This window comes from Providencia sp. PROV122, assembly GCF_028482365.1.
Lineage (GTDB): Bacteria > Pseudomonadota > Gammaproteobacteria > Enterobacterales > Enterobacteriaceae > Providencia > Providencia stuartii.
Window position 1 is genome coordinate 1 of sequence record NZ_JAMPQI010000037.1, and the last position, 21,950, is coordinate 21,950.

The window sequence follows — 21,950 nt, forward strand, 5'->3', positions numbered from 1 at the left end:
AGCACGTTTAGCTGAGGAAGAAGCAGAACGTCAGCGCCAAGCGGAAGAACAAGCTAAGCTGGAAGCTCAAGATATCGTCGCGTTACGCGATGAGGTTCTGAGTGAGCAAGAAGAGCCGAAACAAACAGAGCAAGAAAAACCTAAAAAGGAAGGTTTTTTTGCTCGATTAAAGAAAGGGCTACTGAAAACACGTCAAAATTTAGGCTCAGGTTTTCTTGGGTTATTTACTGGCAAGAAAATTGATGATGATCTTTTTGATGAATTAGAAGAACAATTATTGATTGCCGATGTGGGTGTTGATACAACACGTAAAATTATTGATAACCTGACCGCTCACGCAAGCCGTAAAGAGCTAAAAGATGCAGAGGCGCTATACAGTAAATTGCGTGAAGAAATGTCTGATATTTTAGCGGGAGTGGATAAACCGCTAGTCATTGAAGACAAGAAACCCTATGTTATTCTTATGGTTGGGGTCAATGGTGTTGGTAAAACGACCACGATTGGTAAATTAGCTCGCCAATATCAATCTGAAGGTAAAACCGTCATGTTAGCGGCAGGGGATACTTTCCGCGCGGCGGCTGTTGAGCAATTACAAGTTTGGGGGGAACGTAACCGTATCCCTGTTGTTGCGCAACATACTGGCGCCGATCCTGCATCAGTCATTTTTGATGCAATCCAATCAGCTAAAGCTAAAGGCGTGGATGTTCTGATTGCAGATACTGCTGGGCGTTTACAAAACAAAGCACATCTGATGGAAGAATTGAAAAAAATTGTCCGAGTGATGAAAAAACCGGATGAAGAAGCGCCACATGAAATTATGCTAACACTAGATGCAAGTACTGGACAAAATGCTGTCAGTCAGGCAAAACTTTTTAATGATGCTGTAGGTCTGACAGGTATCACATTGACTAAACTCGATGGCACAGCAAAAGGTGGTGTGATCTTCTCCATTGCTGATCAATTCGGTATTCCTATTCGTTATATCGGGATTGGTGAGGGTATTGAAGACTTACGTCCATTTAAAGCCGATGACTTTATCGAGGCTCTATTTGCCCGAGAGGAATAATTTTCGATGATTCGCTTTGAACACGTCAGTAAAGCTTATCGAGGTGGCCGGCAGGCTCTCCAAGGGGTAGATTTTCATCTACAACCAGGGGAAATGGCTTTTCTTACTGGTCACTCAGGAGCTGGTAAAAGTACGCTACTGAAGCTTATTTGTGGTATTGAGCGCCCGAGTGCTGGGCATATATTGTTTAATGGCCATGATATCAGTCGTTTGAAAAATCGGGAGATCCCTTTTTTGCGTCGGCAAATTGGGATGATTTTTCAAGATCATCATCTGTTATTTGATAGAACGGTGTACGACAATGTTGCAATGCCATTGATCATTTCGGGCGCAAGTTCCGAAGATATTCGCAGACGAGTTTCAGCAGCATTGGACAAAGTGGGTCTACTTGATAAAGCGAAAAATTTTCCAATTCAGTTGTCGGGTGGTGAGCAGCAGCGAGTTGGGATTGCGCGTGCTGTCGTAAACAAACCAACCATGTTACTTGCGGATGAGCCAACGGGGAACCTTGATGGTGAACTATCAGAGGGGATCATGCGGTTATTTGAAGAATTCAACCGTGTTGGAGTGACGGTTCTCATGGCAACCCATGATGTTGCTTTGATTGAGAGGCGTAATTACCGTGTACTGACTCTGAGTGAAGGGAGAATGATCGGAGGTCAACATGGCTAAACACGTTCGCAAATCTAAGTCTGAACGCCCTATGCAATCAAAAAGTAAGGCATTGAAAGGTGGGTGGCGTGAACAATGGCGCTATGCTTGGTTGAATACATTGGCGGATATGTTAAGACAGCCGTTAGCAACCTTTTTAACGGTGATGGTCATTGCGATTTCTCTGACCTTACCAAGCCTTTGTTATATTGTCTGGAAAAATGTGGCCCAAGCAGCTGCTCAATGGTATCCAACACCACAATTAACTGTTTACCTTGATAAATCGCTGGATGAACAAGGTGGGCAAAATGTGGTAACTCAGTTGCAAGCGCTTGATGGGATAGAGCACGTAAACTACTTATCTCGCGACCAAGCGATGAGTGAGTTCCGTAGTTGGTCTGGTTTTAGTACTGCCTTAGACATGCTAGAGGAAAACCCATTACCTGCTGTGGCAATTATTACGCCAAAATTGGATTTTCAAAGTTCTGAAGTGTTAACAACACTGCGTGATCGAGTAAGCCAAGTTAATGGCATTGAAGAAGTTCGTATGGATGATAGCTGGTTCTCTCGGCTGGCGGCATTAACACAACTTGTCGGGCAAGTCGCTTCGGTGATTGGTATTCTAATGATCATTTCACTATTCCTTGTTATTGGTAATAGTGTGCGTTTGAATATTTTTGCGCGTCGAGACACCATCAATGTGATGAAGCTCATCGGTGCGACAGATGGCTTTATTATGCGGCCATTTTTACATGGTGGCTTGTTAATGGGGGCACTGGGCGCGGTAGTATCGCTGATTATGTCAGCGCTACTGGTGTGGAAGTTATCCGATGTTGTAGCACAAGTTGCGAGTGTTTTTGGTACGCAATTTCATATAGAAGGCTTGCTATGGGAGGAATCTTTATTAGTGATCCTTATGTCAGCCATGATTGGTTGGGTGGCAGCTTGGCTAGCGACAGTCCAGCACTTACGTCATTTTACGCCTGAATAATCCTTTTTATCGGCATAGTTTATCGCTATGCCGATAAAAATGGCACAGCTTGGGAACTTTTGAAGTCTTGGTTTGTCTGATATTAACCTGTCGCTATCGCACAAGTAGAATTTATTTAACTCAGTAAAACTGGTAAACTACGGTTTTCTAATCTTATATATCGCATCAAATTAATCTCTTTTCTTTATTTTTCAAAGAGGATCTGAATGACCAAAGACATGCAATCATTAGCACTTGTTCCGCAGGGAAGTATTGAAGCTTATATGCGGGCTGCCAATGCTTATCCTATGCTCACCGCTGAGGAAGAAAAGGAACTTGCTGAACGGCTGCATTACCATGGTGATCTGGATGCGGCAAAGCAACTGATCTTATCGCACTTACGTTTTGTGATACATGTTGCTCGTAGCTACGCAGGTTACGGTTTACCGCAAGCAGATTTAATTCAGGAAGGGAATATCGGCCTGATGAAAGCAGTGCGTCGGTTTAACCCTGAAATTGGTGTTCGCCTAGTTTCCTTTGCGGTCCATTGGATCAAAGCTGAAATTCATGAATACGTGTTGCGCAATTGGCGTATCGTTAAGATCGCGACAACAAAATCGCAGCGTAAGTTATTTTTTAACTTGAGAAAAAATAAAAAGCGTCTTGGTTGGTTTAATCAAGATGAAGTTGATATGGTGGCTAAAGAGCTGGGCGTGAGTACCAAGGATGTACGTGAAATGGAATCACGCATGGCGGCTCAAGATATGGCTTTTGATATGTCTGATGATGATGATAGCGGTGATTTAGGGCAACCTATTGCACCCGTACTGTTCTTACAAGATAAATCATCTGATTTTGCAGGCTCTATCGAAGAGGACAATTGGGAAAGTCACGCAACAGATCGGTTAGCCGACGCATTAGATTCATTAGATGAGCGTAGCCAAGATATTATTCGTGCTCGTTGGCTAGATGATGATAATAAGACAACATTACAGGAATTAGCCGATAAATATGGCGTTTCTGCCGAACGAGTCCGTCAGCTCGAAAAAAATGCCATGAAAAAATTGCGTGCCGCAATGGAAGAAGGCGAAGAAGAGAGTTATTAAAATCGATTTCCTTCCTGATTCACTGTTACTGCATTTATTGTCGCCGCCATGCGCGGGGCAATAAATGCAGAATACGCAGTATCATTCACTGTATAATTCTAAGGGGAGTCCATCCGGATCGGCAAAAAAAGTAAACCTTTTTTGTGTGTAGGGATCGATTCGTGGTGCTTCACAATCAACATTATGCTGCTTTAAATATTCAATCCATCCGTCAAGGTCATCCACACTAAACGCCAAATGTCTCAAACCACAAGCTTCAGGGTAACTTGGTCTGGCTGGGGGAGTAGGAAAACTAAATAACTCAATTTGGTATTGGTTGCCGAGCGCTAAATCTGCTTTCCATGAATCAGACTCTGCTCGATAATGCTCTTCTAATAAGGTTAATCCAAGAATTTTGCAGTAAAAATGTTTACTGGCAGCATAATTGGAGGCAATGATGGCAACATGGTGAATCCGCTTTAATTTCATAGTGTTAAACTCGTTTTTCCCATCGATGACTTTCTTGTGTTGGCGTGAAGCGACAAGCTAATAGAAATTGCTCCATCACGATTTTATCCGCATCTAAAACCCCTTCTAAGCTGAAATACCAATGGGTAATTTGAGGCTCTTGTCGGCATATCTCATCGAGTAAATAGAGCCCTACGCCACGGCGACGAGTGACCTCGCGCACTAAAAAATCGTAGATAGTACCGTTGTGTTGTTCTCGATGAATTTTGGCTGCGGCTAATAGGCGATCATTAAAGCGTGCCACATAGATTTTTTGCCCTGATTGGCATTGATGAGCAAGTTGCTCTGGTGTCTGGTCAGGCCAGATTTTGTACAGGTCAAGATATTGTTGCTCAGTAGGATTGACCAAAGGAATGATTGTTAATTTCATAATTTTTCTATCTATATTAGTGAGACACCAAGCTGTAACTCATTGATTATTGCTGCTGTATGTAATCACATAGCCATGTTTGTCATTAAGGATATGCTTAATGGCTACCAAGCTGCAACTCGCATTATTTAGAGTATGCCCTTTGCTTATTTTTCATTCATACTCATCGACAGAGTGATCTGTAACCGATTTTTTGATTTTAGAGATGAAGATTTTGTCTTGGTTGATCTTCCGAGTTTAGCTCGGATTAATTTAAATTTAACTAGAATATAACACTGGCATTTACCAAAAACCCACGTAATAACATTAGATTTTTATTCTGCTGATTATGTAATTACCTGCCATATACATTTGCTATTTAGCATATTTATCTTGTTTAATGTCATGAAATATATAGCCTTATTGGCTATGTTTTTAAATATTAGGCATTCGATAATGCCAATCATAATAATTGACTATAAATCAAACACAAACATGCAGAACCACAGAAGATGGGGACGACAGAATGAAAAAAATGAATAAAATGTTACTGGCAGGATCGATTGCGATGGTGTTTAGCCAGCCGATATGGGCTAAAGAGGTGAAGATCGCAGTTGTTGGTGCTATGTCTGGCCCTGTTGCCCAATATGGCGACATGGAGTTCACTGGTGCTCGCCAAGCAGTCGCTGATATTAATGCAAAAGGTGGGATCAACGGCGATACTTTAGTTGCAGTTGAATATGATGATGCTTGTGACCCAAAACAAGCTGTCGCTGTTGCTAACAAAGTGATCAATGATGGGATTCGTTATGTTATTGGTCATCTCTGCTCTTCTTCAACACAACCTGCATCCGATATTTATGAGGATGAAGGGATTATCATGATCACGCCGGCTGCAACCAATGCTGATCTAACCACGCGTGGTTATCAAATGATCATGCGTACAACAGGTCTAGATTCAGACCAAGGCCCTACCGCAGCGAAATATATTGTCGATGAGATCAAACCAAAACGTATCGCTGTTGTTCATGACAAACAGCAGTACGGTGAAGGTTTGGCGCGCTCTGTCCGTGAAAATCTAAACAAAGCGGGCGTTAAAGAAGTGATGTTTGAAGGGATCACCGCGGGCGATAAGGACTTTTCTGCACTGGTAGCCAAACTGAAAAAAGAGAATGTGGATTTTGTCTATTTTGGTGGCTACTACCCAGAAATGGGGCAAATTTTACGTCAAGCGAAGCAATCGGGTTTGAATATTCGCTTTATGGGGCCAGAAGGAGTAGGTAATTCATCACTTTCAAATATTGCTGGGGAAGCTTCAGAAGGGATGTTAGTAACATTGCCTAAACGCTATGATCAAGTCCCAACTAACAAACCTATTGTGGATGCGATTAAAGCGAAAAAAGAAGATCCAACCGGTCCGTTCGTTTGGACTACGTATGCGGCAATTCAAGGCTTGACGACAGCAATGGAGCGTACAGGGAGCCGAGAGCCAGAAGATTTGGTTAAGGATCTAAAAGCAAATCCAGTCGACACAGTGATGGGGTCATTGACTTGGCAGCCTAATGGAGACCTGAAAGGTTTTGAATTTGGCGTATTTGAATGGCATGCGGATGGTACATCCACTGCAGTGAAGTAATTTCACTATTCAGGCGCTGAACCGGGAGTTGGCTTACCAACTTCCGGCTTCTGCCCTGTTTAGGGATGGTAGTATTAAAGGATAGTCCTATGTCAGATCAAATTCTTTATTTTATCCAACAACTCCTCAATGGCTTAACCTTGGGCAGTACCTATGCATTGATAGCGATTGGCTACACAATGGTTTATGGCATTATTGGTATGATCAACTTTGCTCATGGTGAAGTTTACATGATTGGTAGCTATGTCTCCTTCATTGTCATCGCTGGGCTAATGATGCTAGGTATTGATGTTGGTTGGATCCTTATTGCTGCGGCATTCGTGGCTGCGATTGTTGTTTCAAGCTCCTATGGTTGGAGTATTGAACGCGTCGCATACCGGCCTGTTCGCCATTCAAAAAGGTTGATTGCACTTATCTCTGCAATTGGAATGTCAATTTTCCTACAAAACTATGTCAGCTTGTCACAGGGATCACGTGATCTGGCATTACCGAGTTTGATCACAGGTCAGTGGGTATTAGGCGAAAGCGATGGCTTTGAAGCGAGCATTACAAAAATGCAGCTGACCATTTGGGTGGTTACCTTACTTGCTATGTTGGCATTGACCCTATTTATCCGCTATTCCCGTATGGGAAGGGCGTGTCGTGCCTGTGCTGAAGATTTAAAAATGGCAAGTTTATTAGGCATTAACACAGACCGAGTGATTTCATTAACTTTCGTGATTGGTGCCACAATGGCAGCGGTAGCGGGAGTACTACTTGGGCAGTTTTATGGGGTCATAAACCCTTATATTGGTTTTATGGCTGGAATGAAAGCCTTTACCGCAGCCGTACTGGGGGGAATTGGTAGTATTCCTGGCGCTATGCTAGGAGGCATCATTCTCGGTGTTGCGGAAGCAATGACATCGGCTTATTTAAGCACGGAATATAAAGACGTTGTGTCATTTGGTTTATTAATTGGTGTATTGCTGATCATGCCAACTGGCATTCTGGGGCGCCCGGAGGTCGAGAAAGTATGAGAAAAGAAAATTGGATTAATGCCATTGTCGCGTCTGTGATGTTCTTTATTCTCTCTGTCTTTATGATGGGTTTGCAATTGACACTTGATGGCACGAAACTGGTTGTTTCAAGTGGTGATTCGGTACGCTGGAATTGGATTTTTGCAGGGATTGCAGTGATCTTTATTTTTCAGCTAATACGCCCTTCATTGGTGAGAGTGTGGCAAGGTGTTCCGAAACAATCGTGGTCTATACCTGATTTTGATGGCTCGACAGCGAGGCAAAAGATCCTTGCATTAGTTATTGTTATTGCTGCAATTATTTGGCCTTTTGTTGTTTCTCGAGGTAGCGTCGATATTGCGACATTAACCTTAATTTATGTGATGTTAGGCCTTGGTTTGAATGTGGTTGTCGGGCTATCAGGCTTACTGGTTTTGGGGTATGCAGGGTTTTATGCAATAGGTGCTTATACTTTTGCATTATTAAACCATTATTACGGGTTTGGCTTCTGGGAAAGCCTACCTATTGCTGGGTTAACAGCGGCCTTAGCTGGGTTTTTATTGGGGTTCCCTGTATTGCGGCTAAGAGGCGATTATTTGGCGATTGTCACCTTAGGTTTCGGTGAGATTGTGCGTATTTTATTGCTCAATAACACGGAAATCACGGGAGGACCAAACGGGATTAGCCAGTTGCCTAAGCCAACGTTGTTTGGTTTAGAGTTTAGCCGCACAGCAAAAGAGGGTTGGGATACTTTCCATAATTTCTTTGGCCTTGATTACAACGCAGGCGATAGGATTATTTTCCTCTATTTTGTGGCTCTGCTGCTGGTGCTATTAACGCTGTTTGTGATCAATCGATTATTACGTATGCCTTTAGGACGGGCTTGGGAAGCATTACGGGAAGATGAAATCGCCTGTCGCTCTTTAGGTTTATCACCGACAAAGATCAAGTTAACCGCCTTCACGATCAGTGCTGCCTTTGCTGGATTTGCGGGAACGCTTTTCGCGGCTCGCCAAGGCTTTATCAGCCCTGAATCATTCACTTTCGTTGAGTCTGCTTTTGTACTAGCCATTGTCGTGCTCGGAGGGATGGGCTCACAAACATCGGTGATATTAGCGGCGATTATACTGGTTGTCTCAAGAGAAATGATGCGTGATTTGAATGCTTACAGTATGTTGCTATTAGGGGCATTGATGGTGCTGATGATGATTTGGCGTCCACAAGGGCTATTACCAATGAAACGTCGCCAAATGAAGCTAAAAAATAGCGAGCAAGTCGCCAGTGAGGGGGAAAAAGTATGACTCCTCTATTACAAGTCAACGGTCTAACCATGCGTTTTGGTGGGCTATTAGCGGTAAATAACGTTGAGCTGAGCTTAAATCAAGGTGAAATCGTTTCCTTGATTGGGCCAAATGGTGCAGGAAAAACGACAATTTTTAACTGCTTAACCGGGTTTTATAAGCCAACTGGCGGCTCAATTCTATACCGAGAAAAGCATTTGGAAGGCTTATCGGGTCAGGCGATCGCTCGGCTTGGGGTGATCCGAACTTTTCAGCATGTACGCTTATTCAAAGAAATGACCGTGATTGAGAATCTGTTAGTTGCTCAACATCAACATTTGAAAAGTGGTATTTTCTCCGGGTTACTGAAAACGCCAGCCTTTCGACGAGCGGAATCAGAAGCGATCGACAATGCAGTAAAGTGGCTTGAAAGGGTCGATTTATTGCAATTTGCTAACCGTCAAGCTGGTAACTTAGCGTATGGTCAACAGCGTCGGTTAGAGATAGCTCGCTGTATGGTGACACGGCCTGAAATTCTTATGTTAGATGAACCCGCGGCCGGCCTAAACCCGAAAGAAACTGATGACCTTGATGAGTTAATTGCTGAGTTACGCTCTCATCACCAAGTATCTATCTTATTGATTGAACATGATATGAAGCTAGTGATGGGAATTTCAGATCGCATTTATGTGGTGAACCAAGGCACGCCTTTGGCGAATGGAACACCTGATCAAATTCGTCAGCACCCTGATGTGATCAAAGCTTACTTGGGGGAGGCTTATTGATGTTAGAATTTAAACAAGTTTCTGCCCATTACGGAAAAATTCAAGCATTACATCAAGTGAGCCTGAATATTCAAAAAGGGGAGATCGTCACATTAATCGGTGCTAATGGTGCGGGTAAAACGACGCTACTGAGCACATTATGCGGTGACCCGCGAGCCTCAGAAGGGCAAATTCTCTACCGTGATGTCGATATTACTCAGTTGCCGACCGCGAAAATTATGCGTGAAGATATTGCATTAGTACCCGAAGGTCGCCGCGTTTTTTCACGAATGACCGTCGAAGAGAATTTAGCGATGGGGGGCTTTTTTGCTAATCGCCAACAATATCAAGAGCGCATAGAGCGTGTTTATACGCTGTTCCCGCGTTTGCATGAGCGCCGTAGTCAACGCTCTGGCACCATGTCTGGTGGTGAGCAGCAAATGTTAGCGATTGGTCGTGCGCTGATGAGTCAACCTGAGTTGTTGCTACTTGATGAACCATCATTAGGTCTAGCGCCAATCATTATCATGCAAATCTTTGATACCATTTTGCAACTGCGCGAAGCGGGAATGACTATTTTCCTTGTGGAGCAAAATGCCAATCAGGCATTAAAACTGGCTGATCGCGGCTATGTTCTTGAGAATGGGCGTATTGTATTGGAAGATAGTGGTAAAGCGTTACTCGCTAATGAAGCAGTACGTAGTGCCTACTTAGGCGGCTAAACAATCCCCCTTCATATCCTCTATTGGATACTGAAGGGGCTTAATAGTTTAAGGTATTTTTATTAATGTCGGATTGGTTTCGAGTTCAATCTTTATGGTGAGCTTATCTAGATTATCAAATTTTAACGTATGATCTTTATTCACGTTGAAACAAGTTGCTCTCTTTATCTCAATAATAGACCCGGAAATTAATCGTTGAGGCTCAATTTGTTCAAGTTGATAACGGCAATGGGATGTTATTAAATATCCATTTTCCGTTATTTCGATTTGGACTGTTCCTTTATTCTCTCTTTGAGAGATATTGATTTTATCACGGTTTTGATTTGTGTTATATATATCGATATAAGCGTTTAAAATATGCTTTTGGTTCGCAATGTTACATAGATGACTAATGTGCTCAGGTGGTAATTTTTTAAAAGCATAATAAATGTCATTTATTGAATCTAATACAATTGACGAGCCATTCTCTGATTTGAAAATAATCTTCATTGCACCTATATCACGGGATATCTGCTCAAGGCATGAAATCTTATCTTCTGATTTTATTGTTATTTTTGAATTTTCATCCTCTATAATTTCATCTCCTTTACCCCACCGCCTTATCTGATAGTTTAATGCAGCAATCAATTCATTTTGTGTCATCAGAATATCTGTTTTACCTTGATTTTCCTCATTGAAATAAGAGGAGATCTCTTTGTTAAATTCAATAGTAACTTTTTGGTTATCTAATGATAATGACTTTAAACTTAACTTTGTATCGGGTTTATTTGCTATATTCTCTGGTAGGTGAAAATATTGATTAATAAAATCAATGGCAGACTCTTCATCCGTGATTTTAGGTTGCCAATGTGTATTTTCAGCTTGGTTTATTTTTGAAGTTTTAACAGGAAAAGAGTGATCACTATTTTTTACTTTAGCTATTTTTGATTCATGAGTGTGATCGTTATTGAGCCAAGAAGTAAGGCTATAAAATGGATTTTTAATCTTCATAAGTTATCACCAATAAAATTTATTTGCGATAACTTACAATAGGTTTGATGCGAAAGATTGCAATAATCGAGCATCCTATCGCTCATAGTGGGCTTTTCATGACTAGTTTATGTGAAGCGTCTCGCATTTCAGCTATTTACTTGTTTCTGCATATTAAATTAGTTGTCTATACATCTTCCTTCGAATAAACAGCAAGCTATCACTCATTGTATAGCTCATCGCCTCCCTAGCTATCTAATCTTTGTGCAAAAATTCAAATTTAAATGTATATACTTTGTGAATTAAATGTATATATATTTAAAGACAACAAGATAAATGATTTGATAAAAATGATAGAAAATTAGTGCTGAGATAACTTCAACTGATTGAATATCAATAAGTTGAAGGAGGTTTGAAATCAATAAATCTATCAGTGAAAAAATAATGACTAATGAGAAATATCATTGATTGTTACAAAAAAGTTACATAAAAAGGATAAATAGGGGATACACCGATGCTAAACCGTACTGACTCTACACGCGTTATCCGCTCCCCACGTGGCAGCGAAAAAACTTGCAAAAGCTGGTTGACAGAAGCCGTGTATCGCATGATCCAAAATAACTTAGATCCGGATGTTGCTGAGCATCCGCAAAGTCTAGTGGTGTATGGCGGAATTGGACGTGCTGCTCGTGATTGGGAATGTTATGACAAGATTTTAGAAGTATTGAAAACGCTTGAAGATGATCAAACGTTATTAGTGCAATCAGGCAAGCCTGTTGGTGTTTTCCCGACTCACCCTGATGCCCCCCGCGTATTAATTGCTAACTCAAATATCGTCCCTCATTGGGCGAATTGGGAACATTTCAATGAGCTAGATAAAAAAGGCCTAATGATGTATGGCCAAATGACGGCAGGCTCTTGGATCTATATTGGTTCACAAGGCATCGTACAAGGGACCTATGAGACTTTTGTATCTTTAGCTAAGCAACATTTTAATGGTGATCCAGCCGGACGTTGGATCCTAACGGGAGGACTCGGTGGAATGGGGGGCGCACAACCTCTTGCTGCGACCATGGCCGGCTTCAGTATGATTGCTGTTGAATGTGATGAAAGCCGCATTGATTTTCGTTTAAGAACACGTTATGTCGATAAAAAGGCCACTTCATTAGATGAAGCGCTGCACTATATTGAGGAAGCGAAACAGAGCGGTAAGCCAGTTTCAGTTGGCTTATTAGGTAATGCTGCCGATGTTTACAGCGAATTGGTAAAACGTAACATTACTCCAGACTCAGTAACCGACCAAACGAGCGCACACGACCCCGTTCATGGCTACTTACCTCAAGGTTGGACATTGGCGCAATGGCGTGAAAAACAACAGACTGCTGCCGATGAAGTGACTAAAGCTGCGAAGAAGAGTATGGCAGTACAGGTTGACGCTATGCTGACTATGCAAAAACGTGGCTCAGCAGCCTTTGACTATGGTAATAACATTCGTCAAATGGCGAAAGATGAAGGTGTGAGTAATGCCTTTAATTTCCCTGGCTTCGTTCCTGCCTATATTCGCCCTCTATTTTGTGAAGGAATTGGCCCATTCCGTTGGGTGGCATTATCGGGTGATCCAGAGGATATCTATAAAACAGATCAAAAAGTAAAAGAGCTGATCCCAGACGATAAACACTTGCATAACTGGCTGGATATGGCCCGTGAACGCATCGCATTCCAAGGGCTGCCTGCTCGTATTTGTTGGGTTGGCTTAAAAGATCGTGAAAGATTGGGTCGAGCATTTAATGAAATGGTGAAAAATGGCGAGTTAAAAGGGCCTATTGTGATCGGTCGTGATCATTTAGATTCAGGCTCTGTAGCAAGCCCACATCGTGAAACCGAGTCGATGAAAGATGGCTCTGATGCAGTCTCTGATTGGCCTTTACTCAATGCGCTATTGAACACCGCGGGAGGAGCGACATGGGTGAGTTTACATCACGGTGGTGGTGTCGGAATGGGCTTTTCACAACACGCGGGTGTCGTGATTGTCTGTGATGGCACTGATGCCGCGGATAAACGTCTAGCACGAGTTTTACATAATGACCCAGCAACAGGGGTGATGCGCCATGCTGATGCGGGTTATGACATCGCAATACATTGTGCAAAACAGCAAGGTCTGAATTTGCCGATGGTCAAGTAGCACCTTTGGCCTGCCTCAGATTAGGGGCGGCCTTATTTAGAAGGGGATCAGTATGAATACGATGTCAAAGCCAAAAAGAGTAGGGCCATTATCAGGGATCAAAGTTATTGATCTAAGTCGCGTACTTGCCGGTCCTTATTGCACAGGCATGATGGCCGATTTAGGGGCTGAGGTGATCAAAATTGAGGTGCCTGATCATGGTGATGATAGCCGCCATTTGGGGCCATTTATTGATGGTGAGAGCGTTTATTACGGGCTGATTAATCGAGGCAAACGCAGTATTGAGTTAGATCTAAAATCAGAGACTGACCGCGAAATCCTTTATCAGTTAGTCAAAGAGAGTGATGTCGTCGTTGAGAATTTTCGACCGGGGGTAACCGCGAGGTTAGGCATTGATTTTGACAGCCTAAAACAGCACAACCCAAAATTGATTTACGCCAGTATTTCCGGATTTGGTCAAGATAGCCCACTGGCTAATTACCCCGCTTATGACATTGTGGCACAAGCGATGTCAGGGTTAATGAGTGTGACAGGCTTTCCGCAAACAGGCCCAACCCGTAGTGGAGAATCGATAGGTGATGTTTGCGCTGGCATATTCGCTGCTTGGGCGATCAGTAGTGCACTATTTGCACGGGAAGCTCACCAAGAAAAAGCACAATATATTGATGTTGCTATGGTTGATGTGCTGCTAAGTATGCAACTAACAGGGTTATCTAACCTATTTGCAAATGGTACAGCACCCAGCTTAGTGGGTAATCGACACCCTGTATCCACACCGTTTGATACTTATCAGGCACAGGATGGTTTAGTGGTTATTGCTATCGCCAGTGAAAAGTTATTTCAGCGTTTTTGTGAGTGTATGGGGAAACCTGAATTACGCAATGACCCTCGTTATAAAGACGATCCTACAAGAACGCTTTATCAGGCTGAACTTCGAAAAGAAATCGAACGTTGGACATCACAAAAAACGGTCGAAGAAGTTTGTGATTTGCTGCTAAACGCTGGGGTTCCTGCTTCGCCAATCCATGATTTGCAGCAGGCAACTCAGAGCGAACATGCAAAGGTACGTGCTGTTCTTACTCATCTTGATGATGGGGGAACACCATTAGTGTCTCAACCTGTTTTCTTTAATGGGTACAAACCTCATGTGACGCAAAGGGCACCTAGCTTAGGTGAAGCGAATGCTGTTTATAAATCGGCAAATCTCACAATAAAAAATGCGGAGACAATACAATGAGCTTTCAAATTGATGAAACAGAACAAGCAATTGTAGATGCTGTTGAAAAGGTTTGCCGGGATATTCTGCAAGCAAATGCGCAGCGTTACGATGAAACAGAAACCTTTTGTGCAGAAAGCCTAGCAGCACTGGGTGAAATGGGCTGCTGGGGGATCAACTTACCGGAACAATACGGCGGTTTTGGCATTGGCAGTATAGCAATGAGTATGATCGTGGAAGCAGTGGCAGCGGCTTGTGCATCAACATCATCGGCTTTAACGGCACACTTTCTCGCAACAGACTCAATTTTGATTGGGGGAACGGAGGAGCAAAAACAGTATTGGTTACCGAAAGCGGCAAGCGGTGAAATGCTAGGGGCGTTTGGCCTAACAGAGCCAGCGGCGGGATCAAACCCTGCTGACATGCGTACTATCGCGACCCGTGAAAATGGTGGTTGGCGAATTCGTGGCAATAAACACTACATTACCAATGCCAAAGAAGCTGATTTTATCGTGTTATACGCCAAAACGAATCCAGAAGCCGGCGCTCGTGGCATTAGTGCATTTATGATCCCAAAGGGCACTGAAGGCGTCGAGTTTTCTTCACCTGAGAAAACGATGGGGCTACGTGGGAGTACAATCTATGAACTAGCTCTGAATTGTTGGCTGCCTGAGTCGGCGCTATTAGGTGAAGAAAATAAAGGTTTCCATACCGCAATGGAAGTGTTGGATAAAGGTCGCGTGGAAGTTGCGGCGACTTCATTAGGTATTGCTCGTGCTGCCATGGAATGTGCCTTAAATTGGGTGAAAGAGCGCCAAATCGGTAAAAAGCCATTAGCGGCTTACCAAGGAACACAATGGCGACTTGCAGATATGCATACTCAATTAGAAGCAGCGCGTATGTTGACATGGCGTGCTGCGGAGTGTCGAGATTCAGGCGAACGTTTTAGCTTGCAATCGGCAACAGCAAAATTATTTGCCGCGGAGTGTGCTGGTTTTGTTACCGATGCAGCATTACAGCTTCATGGTGGTTATGGCTATATTCGGGATCTACCTTTAGAACGCTATGTACGTGATGCAAGAATTTTACGTATTTTTGAAGGTACTTCAGAAATCCAAAAAATCATTATCTCACGTGCGATTTTAGATGCTGTTTAATGTGAGATAGGGAAATGCGAGTGGGCAGACAGGGTCCACTCGTAATGAGTAAAAACTGCAATAGGATGAACGACCTGATAACAGGATCATGGAATTAAAAACACAACAACAACCGGGTTTAAGAATGTATTTCAATTTTTAATGGCGGGTAGTTTATAAAACAACAATAACATCCGTCTTAACGTCTCATGGCTGTATCCTACGACAACCATTGCGACAAATTGGTCCATTCTTTAAGCCAAGCCTTGCTTAAAGAGGAGTTACCATGACAGTTTCAAACGACATAATCGCAGATAAAAAACATCGGCAGGATAATGTTCCTTTAATCGAAGCACGCTCTATTGACTATATCCCTGAATCAGAACGGCATGGCACATTATCAAGTCAATTTACTCTCTGGTTTGGGGCAAACTTACAGATTACCGCTATCGTGACTGGGGCACTCGCTGTCGTGTTAGGTGGCGATGTATTTTGGTCATTAATTGGTTTGTTTATCGGGCAACTACTTGGTGGTGCAGTGATGGCACTGCATGCTGTTCAAGGGCCAAAGCTAGGGTTACCACAGATGATCTCAAGCCGTGTTCAGTTTGGTGTCTATGGCGCGGTGATCCCGATCCTTCTAGTGTGCATGATGTATGTTGGCTTTTCAGCGAGTGGCACAGTATTAGCGGGTCAGGCCGTTGGGCAATTGCTCAATGTTAGTGATTGGGTCGGTATCTTGATCTTCGGTGCTGTGATCATCGCGATTACGATCTGTGGCTATCGTATCATCCATATGCTAGGTAAAGCGGCCAGTGTGATCGGTGTAGTTGCATTCTTTTATCTATTTTTCCGCTTGTTTTATATGAATGACGTTTCGGTTTTATTAGAAAATCGTCATTTCACGTGGACCAATTTCTTACTTGCAATGTCACTCTCAGCATCATGGCAAATTGCATTTGGCCCTTATGTTGCCGATTACTCTCGTTATCTACCTACCAAAACGCCGACAATCAAAGCGTTCTTAGCAGTAGGTTCGGGAACGGTGATTGGCACTCAAGCATCTATGATCCTAGGCGTCTTCGCTGCTGCTTTAGCCGGTAACGCATTCGCAGGTCATGAAGTGGCTTATATTGTTGGTCTGGGTAGCACAGGGCTTATTGCCGCGCTGCTCTATATCAGCATTTTCTTTGGTAAGGTGACGATCACTGCACTAAACGCGTACGGTAGCTTTATGTCGATGGCAGCCATCTTCTGTGGTTTCCGTGGCAAGCAGCAAATTTCTCGCAGGCAAAGGCTGTTTTTCATCATATTGATGGTCAGCTTCTCAACGGCTCTGGGCTTAGCTGGGCAACATTCATTCCTAAAACTATTTTCAGCTTTCCTACTGTTCTTACTGGCATTTTTTACCCCATGGAGCGCAATCAACCTTGTTGACTACTACTGGGTAACGAAAGGTCGTTATGACGTGCCTCAGCTATCGAACCCGAATGGTCGTTATGGGCGCTGGAATAAAGTTGGCATCATCACTTATGTGATTGGCGTTATGATTCAATTGCCTTTCATTGCGACAGGTTTTTACACCGGACCATTAGTAGAGAAGCTGGGAGGCGTTGATATCTCATGGATTGTGGGCCTCGTTGCCACCAGTATTATCTACTATGCTGCGATTAAAATATGGCCAATGTCCGTTGCAGATAGGCTAATACTGCCGTCGTCAAATGAAATACTGGACAGCAAATCAGCTAATTAACAAATCACGTTAAAACAAAAATAAGAGGGGATGATAGCAGTGAATATTCACTGCTAAGGCTCCCCTCAGCCTGAAAAACACTTTCTGGCAGAGAGTAATTAGGAGTAATTATGAAAATTTTAGTGGCTGTTAAAAGAGTTATTGACCACAACGTCAAAGTACGAGTAAAAGCGGATGGTTCAGGCGTCGAATTAACGAATGTCAAAATGGCAATCAACCCGTTTGATGAAATTGCCGTTGAAGAAGCGGTGCGCCTAAAAGAAGCTGGAAAAGCGGATGAAGTGGTTGTTGTATCAATCGGTGATGCTCACTCACAGGAAACGTTGCGTAGCGCGATGGCGATGGGTGCCGACAGAGCCATTTTGGTTCAGAAGCCGAGTGATTTAGTGTTAGAGCCACTGGATATTGCTCGCTTATTGCAGCAGGTGGTGGTTTCAGAGCAGGCGGACTTAATTTTGCTTGGTAAACAGGCTATTGATAATGACTGCAACCAAACAGGGCAAATGTTGGCTGCACTTCTTAAGTGTGGGCAAGCGACGTTTGCTTCCTTGATTGAAATTGATGGTACATCACTGCAAGTCACTCGTGAAATTGATGGTGGATTAGAAACATTAACATTAGCGTTACCAGCGGTAGTGACAACCGATTTACGTTTAAATGAACCTCGCTATGCAACCCTCCCTAATATCATGAAAGCAAAGAAAAAACCGCTTGAAGTGCGCGATATTTCAGAGCTGGATTTTACGCCATTAGGGCAAGTAAAAACATTGATGGTTACGGAGCCGAAAAAACGTACAGGACAATGCACATTATTTAATGATGTCAAAGCATTAGTCAGTGAACTGCAAGCTAAAGAAGTTATCTAATCGGGGAGAGCGCCATGAGCCAATTATCAGTATTAGTTGTGGTAGAACATGACAACCAAACTATTAAATCGTCAACATACCATAGCGTGACAGCGGCTAAACAGATCCTTGCAGGCCAAGGGCAATTGCATCTACTCGTTGCTGGTAGCCAATGCGCTAGGGTTGCAGAGCAGGCGGCTAGCATTGCAGGGGTCGAAAAAGTGATCCTTATCGACCATGTAGAGCTTACTCATCAACTCGCAGAAACTGTGACTGACTCAGTGGTTTCGATAGCTAAACATTACAGTCATTTAGTTTTTCCCGCGACCACTTACGGTAAAAATGTTGCTCCACGTGTAGCGGCAACGCTAGGTGTTGCACAGATTTCCGATATTACTGACGTTATTGATGCACAAACCTTTGTGCGTCCTATTTATGCGGGCAACGCATTAGCCACAGTACAAAATAATGGGAACCAAGTGGTGTTAACAATCCGTAGTTCTGCTTTTTCTGCTACGACGGAAACTCAGCCGGCGGCTGCCATCGAAGATTATTGTGCAAACAGTTTTAACCCATTATCTCAACTGAAAAGCCAATCTTTAACCCAAATGAGCCGTGCTGAGCTGAGTTCGGCAAAAGTGGTGATATCGGGGGGAAGAGGGCTAAGTTCTGGTGAAAACTTTGCTTTACTTGAAACCATTGCCGACAAATTAGGGGCTGCGGTTGGGGCATCAAGGGCTGCTGTTGATGCAGGTTATGTGCCGAATGATTATCAGGTTGGACAAACAGGTAAGATTGTTGCCCCCGATCTCTATATTGCCGTTGGAATTTCTGGGGCGATCCAACATATTGCTGGCATGAAAGAGAGCAAGGTGATCGTCGCAATCAATCAAGATCCAGAAGCTCCTATTTTCCAAGTTGCGGACTACGGCATTGTTGGTGATCTGTTTGAGATCTTACCTGAATTAGATAAAGCATTAGCCTAATTAGGGGGAAATATGACTATCGACAATAGTGTCAATATCAATGAGGCTCCAGAGCGCGAATCGATGGAATTTGATGTCCTGATTGTCGGTGGTGGACCTGCGGGACTATCTGCGGCAATCCGCTTAAAGCAACTTGCCTTAGAAAAAAACAGTGAATTATCTGTCTGTCTGATCGATAAAGGTGCTGAAATTGGAGCGCATATTCTATCGGGTGCCGTGATCGACCCCCGTGCCCTTGATGAGCTACTACCCGACTGGCAGCACTTTGTCTCCAGTGACTTAACGGCAGTCACTGAAGATCGCTTTTTGCTCCTAAAAGAGCATAAAGCGAACCGGTTACCACTTGCTCTGTTACCAACCAGTTTAAAAAATGAAGGAAATGTAATTGGTAGTCTAGGGCGGGTATGTTCCGCCTTAGCATCACAAGCAGAACAGCTCGGGGTCGACGTATTTGCGGGCTTTGCGGCAACAGAAGTTATATACAGCGAGTCAGGCTCAGTGATAGGGGTGACGACGGGGGATATGGGGCTTGATAAATCAGGTAATCCGACCTCAATGTATCAACCGGGCATGAATTTATTAGCAAAAATGACGTTTTTTGCAGAAGGGTGCCGTGGGCAATTAGGGAAGCAACTTATTGAACATTTTGACTTATCAGCTGGCCGTGGAAAGCAAACCTATGGTCTTGGATTAAAGGAAATTTGGCAAATACCTAAAGAGCAGCATCAAGCCGGTTTGGTCGTTCATTCAATTGGTTGGCCTTTAGATAATAATACTTATGGTGGCGGCTTCGCTTATCATTATGGTGAAAATCTGGTTGCTGTTGGCTTAGTGGTAGGGCTGAACTACGAAAATCCTTATTTATCACCGTTTGATGAATTCCAACGTCTCAAAACTCACCCAGCGTTTAGTTCTTTTTTACAAGGTGGCGAACGAGTGAGTTATGGGGCTAGAACCTTGGTTGCTGGAGGACTTTCCGCATTACCAGAACTGAGCTTTCCTGGAGGAGCATTGATTGGTGATGATGCAGGCTTTTTGAATGCGGCTCGGATCAAAGGTAGTCACTGTGCAGTGAAAAGCGGTGCACTTGCGGCAGAAGCCCTGTTCGAATCAATGCGCGATCAATCTATCGATTATGCGGAATTTAAAACACAATATCGTCAAAAATTTGCACAGAGTTGGCTCTATCGTGAGTTATACCAAACTCGTAATTTCAAACCCTATATGAAAAAAGGTTTGTACTTAGGGTCGTTATTATTTGGTGCAGAACAGCTGCTTTTAAAGGGGCGTACACCGTGGACGTTAAAGCTAAAGCAAGCAGACCATGAAAGTTTGCAAGAGGCTAAAAACTTTCAACCGATTGAATACCCCAAACCGGATGGCATTTTGACTTTTGATAAGCCTTCGTCGGTATTTCTATCAAACACTAATCATGAAGAAGAACAGCCGTGCCACTTAAAATTACAGGATAGTCAAATACCTATTAGCGTTAATTTACCTCGATATGCGGCACCAGAGACCCGTTATTGCCCCGCGGGGGTCTATGAAATAGTGAGTGAAAAAGAACAACCAAAGTTACAAATCAATGCGCAAAACTGTTTGCATTGTAAGGCGTGCGATATCAAAGACCCAACGCAAAATATCTGTTGGACAGCACCACAAGGGGGAGAAGGGCCAATTTATCAAGGGATGTAACTGGTTTTGTTGTGATGTATTCCCGCCAATAGAAGCGCGGGTGTGGTTGTGCTTTATTTTATCAGTCGCTTTGGGGCATTTTGTGAATTTGCCCCATTTTTTTGTTTATGTGTTATGGGGTATCAATACGTGAATGTAACTTTAATTTGTAACGAGAGCCTGCTGTTATCATATTGACATAACTAATTAAAATAGAGCCTGTCCAAGTACGGCGGCTAAGTTGTAAGCAGGGGGAACCTTCTTTAATAGAGAGGGATTGGGCAATGGCCTTAGTCGCTAAAGCGGCTTCGATGGTATGCTCCATTTCACTAACAGGAAAATGCCGCTGCAAGTATCCACTTGGTGTTTCTGTATCGCCAAAGTGTTGTTTGACGAAATCAGGAACGATAGCGTGATTGACATAACGCTCCTCAAGCATCAAAGGAATGTCATTTTCAAAATGGAGTACCTTGCAATAGCCGATATCACTTCCTTCCATCACTCCAAGTTGTAACGCAATTTCAGGCGAAGCAGTAATAATTTTAAGTTGTAATTGATGACCGCTATATTTATTACCGCTTAATGATATTTCATCAAAAATATCAAAAGCTTTGGTTACAGGCAGCTCATGCTTTTGGGTCGCAACAAAGGTGCCTTTCCCAGCAATACGATTCAGAATACCTTTTTGGCTTAGCTCAGAAATGGCTTTATTCACCGTCATGCGGCTGACATTAAATTGGGCGCAAAGCTCTAGCTCTGTGGGTATTTGAGTTTCAGGTTTGAAGATACCTAAATCAATACTACGCAGAATATAAGATTGAATTTGCTTGTATGCTGGTTGTGAAGTCATCGTGATTATTTTATTAATAATAAGGTGTTAGAAGAATCCGTTAATCTTCAGTTGTTACCATACCTAATCGGCGGTTTGCCCAAGTTTACCAGCAAACCTGCATCATTGTGACAAAAAAGTGTATTAAAGTACCGTAATGCTATTCAAAATAAGAAACACTGTAATTACCTGAATTTTATTAGTAAAGTCTAATTGTTATTAGGTGCATAATACGCCCTGACTATGATAGTGAAATATTAATAAATAAGATAGGCTCTACGTATGGGGGCAGTACTTTTATGCCACTTTATCCG

At 43.0% G+C, this 21,950-nt stretch carries 20 protein-coding genes; 16 read left to right on the forward strand and 4 right to left on the reverse strand.

Features of this window, described 5'->3' with window-relative positions; translation table 11 throughout:
* The 4 genes from ftsY to rpoH all read left to right on the forward strand — a co-directional run.
* Nucleotides 1-1,066: signal recognition particle-docking protein FtsY (ftsY, locus tag PSE69_RS18250; protein WP_272514219.1), on the forward strand; the 1,066-nt coding region annotated here is incomplete at its 5' end.
* Nucleotides 1,067-1,072: 6 nt separating this feature from the next.
* Entirely contained in the window at nt 1,073-1,738 is a 666-nt protein-coding gene (ftsE, locus tag PSE69_RS18255; protein ID WP_004925727.1) for a cell division ATP-binding protein FtsE, read from the forward strand.
* Nucleotides 1,731-2,708 (forward strand): permease-like cell division protein FtsX, encoded by a 978-nt coding sequence (ftsX, locus tag PSE69_RS18260; protein ID WP_121874568.1) that lies wholly within the window; start codon nt 1,731-1,733, stop codon nt 2,706-2,708. The genes ftsE and ftsX overlap by 8 nt, the downstream gene beginning before the upstream one ends.
* A 206-nt stretch (nt 2,709-2,914) precedes the next feature.
* Nucleotides 2,915-3,793: an RNA polymerase sigma factor RpoH gene (rpoH, locus tag PSE69_RS18265; protein WP_004925718.1), complete on the forward strand. Its 879-nt coding sequence runs from the start codon at nt 2,915-2,917 to the stop codon at nt 3,791-3,793.
* A gap of 81 nt (nt 3,794-3,874) precedes the next feature.
* On the opposite strand, the gene PSE69_RS18270 is transcribed toward rpoH, so the two are convergent.
* Both PSE69_RS18270 and panM read right to left on the reverse strand, forming a co-directional pair.
* Nucleotides 3,875-4,261: a VOC family protein gene (locus PSE69_RS18270; RefSeq protein WP_004925713.1), complete on the reverse strand. Its 387-nt coding sequence runs from the start codon at nt 4,259-4,261 to the stop codon at nt 3,875-3,877.
* A gap of 4 nt (nt 4,262-4,265) precedes the next feature.
* A complete protein-coding gene (gene panM / locus PSE69_RS18275; protein ID WP_121874569.1) occupies nt 4,266-4,670 on the reverse strand; it encodes an aspartate 1-decarboxylase autocleavage activator PanM in 405 nt (134 codons plus the stop codon).
* Nucleotides 4,671-5,175: 505 nt separating this feature from the next.
* On the opposite strand from panM, the gene PSE69_RS18280 reads away from it, so the two are divergent.
* From PSE69_RS18280 to livF, 5 genes are all read left to right on the forward strand, one after another.
* Nucleotides 5,176-6,285 (forward strand): branched-chain amino acid ABC transporter substrate-binding protein, encoded by a 1,110-nt coding sequence (locus PSE69_RS18280; RefSeq protein ID WP_004925706.1) that lies wholly within the window; start codon nt 5,176-5,178, stop codon nt 6,283-6,285.
* 89 nt (nt 6,286-6,374) lie between these two features.
* A complete protein-coding gene (gene livH, locus PSE69_RS18285) occupies nt 6,375-7,301 on the forward strand; it encodes a high-affinity branched-chain amino acid ABC transporter permease LivH (RefSeq protein WP_014657532.1) in 927 nt (308 codons plus the stop codon).
* Entirely contained in the window at nt 7,298-8,581 is a 1,284-nt protein-coding gene (locus PSE69_RS18290) for a high-affinity branched-chain amino acid ABC transporter permease LivM (RefSeq protein WP_004925698.1), read from the forward strand. The genes livH and PSE69_RS18290 overlap by 4 nt, the downstream gene beginning before the upstream one ends.
* Complete coding sequence (gene livG, locus PSE69_RS18295; RefSeq protein ID WP_004925696.1) at nt 8,578-9,345, forward strand: high-affinity branched-chain amino acid ABC transporter ATP-binding protein LivG; 768 nt, start codon at nt 8,578-8,580, stop codon at nt 9,343-9,345. Before PSE69_RS18290 ends, livG begins: the two co-directional genes overlap by 4 nt.
* Nucleotides 9,345-10,046 carry a high-affinity branched-chain amino acid ABC transporter ATP-binding protein LivF gene (livF, locus tag PSE69_RS18300; RefSeq protein WP_004925693.1) on the forward strand — a complete coding sequence of 234 codons (702 nt, stop codon included), beginning with the start codon at nt 9,345-9,347 and terminating at the stop codon, nt 10,044-10,046. The genes livG and livF overlap by 1 nt, the downstream gene beginning before the upstream one ends.
* Before the next feature lie 48 nt (nt 10,047-10,094).
* On the opposite strand, the gene PSE69_RS18305 is transcribed toward livF, so the two are convergent.
* Complete coding sequence (locus PSE69_RS18305) at nt 10,095-11,036, reverse strand: hypothetical protein (RefSeq protein WP_053109802.1); 942 nt, start codon at nt 11,034-11,036, stop codon at nt 10,095-10,097.
* Between the two features lie 493 nt (nt 11,037-11,529).
* On the opposite strand from PSE69_RS18305, the gene hutU reads away from it, so the two are divergent.
* The 7 genes from hutU (at nt 11,530) to PSE69_RS18340 (ending at nt 20,828) form a co-directional block, all read left to right on the forward strand.
* Entirely contained in the window at nt 11,530-13,197 is a 1,668-nt protein-coding gene (hutU, locus tag PSE69_RS18310; protein WP_060560742.1) for a urocanate hydratase, read from the forward strand.
* Nucleotides 13,198-13,249: 52 nt separating this feature from the next.
* A complete protein-coding gene (locus PSE69_RS18315; protein ID WP_004925680.1) occupies nt 13,250-14,434 on the forward strand; it encodes a CaiB/BaiF CoA transferase family protein in 1,185 nt (394 codons plus the stop codon).
* Nucleotides 14,431-15,570, forward strand: a complete 1,140-nt coding sequence (locus PSE69_RS18320; RefSeq protein ID WP_104873206.1) for an acyl-CoA dehydrogenase family protein — start codon at nt 14,431-14,433, stop codon at nt 15,568-15,570. The genes PSE69_RS18315 and PSE69_RS18320 overlap by 4 nt, the downstream gene beginning before the upstream one ends.
* A gap of 265 nt (nt 15,571-15,835) precedes the next feature.
* Nucleotides 15,836-17,302: a purine-cytosine permease family protein gene (locus PSE69_RS18325; RefSeq protein ID WP_004925674.1), complete on the forward strand. Its 1,467-nt coding sequence runs from the start codon at nt 15,836-15,838 to the stop codon at nt 17,300-17,302.
* 110 nt (nt 17,303-17,412) lie between these two features.
* Entirely contained in the window at nt 17,413-18,168 is a 756-nt protein-coding gene (locus PSE69_RS18330; protein ID WP_121874570.1) for an electron transfer flavoprotein subunit beta/FixA family protein, read from the forward strand.
* A 14-nt stretch (nt 18,169-18,182) separates the two neighbouring features.
* The gene (locus PSE69_RS18335) at nt 18,183-19,133 is read left to right on the forward strand and encodes an electron transfer flavoprotein subunit alpha/FixB family protein (RefSeq protein ID WP_004925668.1); all 951 of its coding nucleotides are present in this window, start codon (nt 18,183-18,185) and stop codon (nt 19,131-19,133) included.
* Between the two features lie 12 nt (nt 19,134-19,145).
* Nucleotides 19,146-20,828 (forward strand): electron transfer flavoprotein-ubiquinone oxidoreductase, encoded by a 1,683-nt coding sequence (locus PSE69_RS18340; protein ID WP_004925665.1) that lies wholly within the window; start codon nt 19,146-19,148, stop codon nt 20,826-20,828.
* Nucleotides 20,829-20,940: 112 nt separating this feature from the next.
* Here PSE69_RS18340 and PSE69_RS18345 read toward each other — a convergent pair whose 3' ends face one another.
* Entirely contained in the window at nt 20,941-21,657 is a 717-nt protein-coding gene (locus PSE69_RS18345; protein ID WP_004925662.1) for a UTRA domain-containing protein, read from the reverse strand.
* Between the last annotated feature and the right edge of the window lie 293 nt (nt 21,658-21,950).